The sequence below is a fragment of the Pseudomonas sp. Sample_24 genome, from assembly GCF_004307605.1.
Taxonomy (GTDB): domain Bacteria; phylum Pseudomonadota; class Gammaproteobacteria; order Pseudomonadales; family Pseudomonadaceae; genus Aquipseudomonas.
Map to the genome: position 1 here is coordinate 1 of NZ_RCNW01000032.1, position 2,635 is coordinate 2,635.

At 53.8% G+C, this 2,635-nt stretch carries 2 protein-coding genes; both read left to right on the forward strand.

Features of this window, described 5'->3' with window-relative positions:
- Positions 1 to 561, forward strand: a 561-nt coding sequence (gene yidC, locus D8V06_RS01560) for a membrane protein insertase YidC (protein WP_130907603.1), incomplete at its 5' end; no start/stop codon positions are given.
- A 79-nt stretch (positions 562 to 640) separates the two neighbouring features.
- Positions 641 to 2,011, forward strand: coding sequence for a tRNA uridine-5-carboxymethylaminomethyl(34) synthesis GTPase MnmE (gene mnmE, locus D8V06_RS01565; protein ID WP_130930313.1), 1,371 nt, complete (start codon positions 641 to 643; stop codon positions 2,009 to 2,011).
- Positions 2,012 to 2,635: the final 624 nt, after the last annotated feature.

The window sequence follows — 2,635 nt, forward strand, 5'->3', positions numbered from 1 at the left end:
ATCATCTTCCTGACCATGCTGATCAAAGGGATTTTCTTCCCGCTGTCGGCTGCCAGTTACAAATCCATGGCGCGCATGCGTGCAGTGGCACCGAAACTGGCTGCGCTGAAAGAGCAACATGGCGATGACCGGCAGAAAATGTCGCAAGCCATGATGGAGCTGTACAAGAAAGAGAAGATCAATCCGCTGGGTGGTTGCTTGCCAATCCTCGTGCAGATGCCGGTTTTCCTGTCGTTGTACTGGGTTCTGCTCGAAAGCGTTGAAATGCGCCAAGCGCCGTTCATGCTGTGGATCACTGACCTGTCGATCAAGGATCCGTTCTTCATTCTGCCGATCATCATGGGTGCAACCATGTTCATCCAGCAGCAGCTGAACCCGACGCCTCCGGATCCGATGCAGGCGAAGGTGATGAAAATGATGCCAATCATCTTCACCTTCTTCTTCCTGTGGTTCCCGGCCGGTCTCGTGCTGTACTGGGTAGTGAACAACGTATTGTCGATTGCCCAACAGTGGTACATCACGCGTAAGATCGAAGCGGCTAGCAAAAAAGCCGAGGCGTAACTTGCTCTGTGGATAACCACTCAAAACGCCCCCTAGTGGGGCGTTTTGCTATCTGTCACTTTTGTCTGGATACCGGTTCATGAACGCTCCTCGTGAAACCATCGCCGCCGTCGCTACTGCCCAGGGTCGAGGCGGGGTTGGCATCGTTCGTATTTCCGGGCCATTGGCGAGTATTGCCGCCAAGGCCTTCTGTGGTCGCGATTTGAAACCGCGATTCGCTCATTACGGTCCGTTTCTCAGTGAAAACGACGAGGTATTGGATCAGGGAATCGCTATGTATTTTCCGGGACCGAATTCCTTCACGGGTGAAGATGTCCTGGAACTCCAGGGACATGGCGGGCCGATTGTTCTGGATATGCTGCTGCAGCGGTGTGTGCAACTGGGTTGCCGCCTGGCTCGACCAGGCGAATTCAGCGAGCGCGCATTCCTCAATGACAAACTCGATCTGGCGCAGGCTGAAGCCATCGCCGACTTGATTGAAGCCAGTTCTGCACAGGCCGCCCGAAATGCTCTGCGTTCCTTGCAAGGTGCTTTTTCCACACGTGTGCATAACCTCACCGAGCAGCTGATCAGCCTGCGGATTTATGTCGAAGCCGCCATCGACTTCCCCGAAGAAGAAATCGACTTCCTGGCTGATGGCCACGTTCTGAGCATGCTCGATAAAGTCCGTGAAGAGTTATCCACCGTTGTGCGCGAAGCCGGACAAGGTGCGTTGTTGCGCGATGGCATGACGGTAGTGATTGCCGGCCGACCAAATGCCGGTAAGTCCAGCCTGCTCAATGCGTTGGCCGGCCGGGAAGCTGCCATTGTCACCGAGATCGCCGGCACCACCCGGGACGTTCTTCGCGAACATATCCACATCGATGGGATGCCGTTGCATGTGGTCGACACCGCTGGCTTGCGAGATACCGACGATCATGTGGAAAAGATTGGCGTTGAACGGGCATTGAAAGCCATTGGCGAAGCCGATCGCGTACTGCTGGTGGTGGATGCGACGGCCCCGGAAGCGCTCGATCCCTTCGCTTTGTGGCCGGAATTCCTCGAGACCCGGCCAGACCCGGCAAAGGTTACGCTGATCCGCAACAAGGCGGATCTGACCGGCGAAGCCATTGCGCTGGAAGTCAGTGAGGATGGGCATGTCACCATCAGCCTGAGTGCAAAAACCGCTGGCAATGGCCTGGAGCTTCTTCGCGATCATCTCAAGGCATGCATGGGTTATGAACAGACGTCGGAAAGCAGTTTCAGTGCCCGCAGACGCCATCTTGAGGCGCTGGGTCATGCCAGTGCCGCGCTCGAACACGGCCGCGCACAGCTAACGCTGGCGGGGGCGGGTGAACTGCTCGCCGAAGATTTGCGTCAGGCCCAGCAATCCTTGGGTGAAATCACTGGCGCGTTCAGTTCCGATGACCTGTTGGGTCGCATCTTCTCCAGTTTTTGCATCGGCAAGTAACTCCCCTCGTTGTCCACAGACAGGCCATCCGCGCCTGTCTTTTTTTTCCTTTTCATTGCCTATCGATGAGTGCTGAGCGGTTTTTCTGACTGCTTGTGCGGAATTTGCGTGTCTGTCTTTTACTTTTGGCAGCCTTTTCTGTGGACTAAGCCCTGTGAATAACAGCGGCTAAGGGCAGTTGATAACAGGGCCTGAAAACTGAAGAAAAAACCCTCTGTGGATAACAGGTACTTTAATCCACAGGCTTACACCGGTTATCCAAGGGCCTCCCTGGTACATGACCACAGGGTTTTGAATCGCTGTACATATTGATAATAAAGGCCTGTAGCAATCTATCCACAGAAACCTTGGTCAGTAGAAATAAACATAAAAACAAAGATTTAATAAATTTCTCTCTTTTTAATTTCTATAACCGCGACTTCTCCACAGCTGGTTAAATTTTGTGCAAAGGGTTCTTTAGGAAGGGCGAAGTCCCTATACTTGTCGACCAGGTGCAAAAACCTGAGCTCAAACTATTCCTGAATTACCTACTTAAGCAGGCACGAGGTGCGTGGTGGATTTCCCTTCCCGTTTTGAAGTGATCGTCATCGGCGGCGGTCATGCCGGTACCGAGGCAGCACTGGC

What these genes read in the sequence shown, in the direction of transcription:
- mnmE (WP_130930313.1), top strand. Translation starts at nt 641, where the DNA reads ATGAACGCTCCTCGTGAAACCATCGCCGCCGTCGCTACTGCCCAGGGT.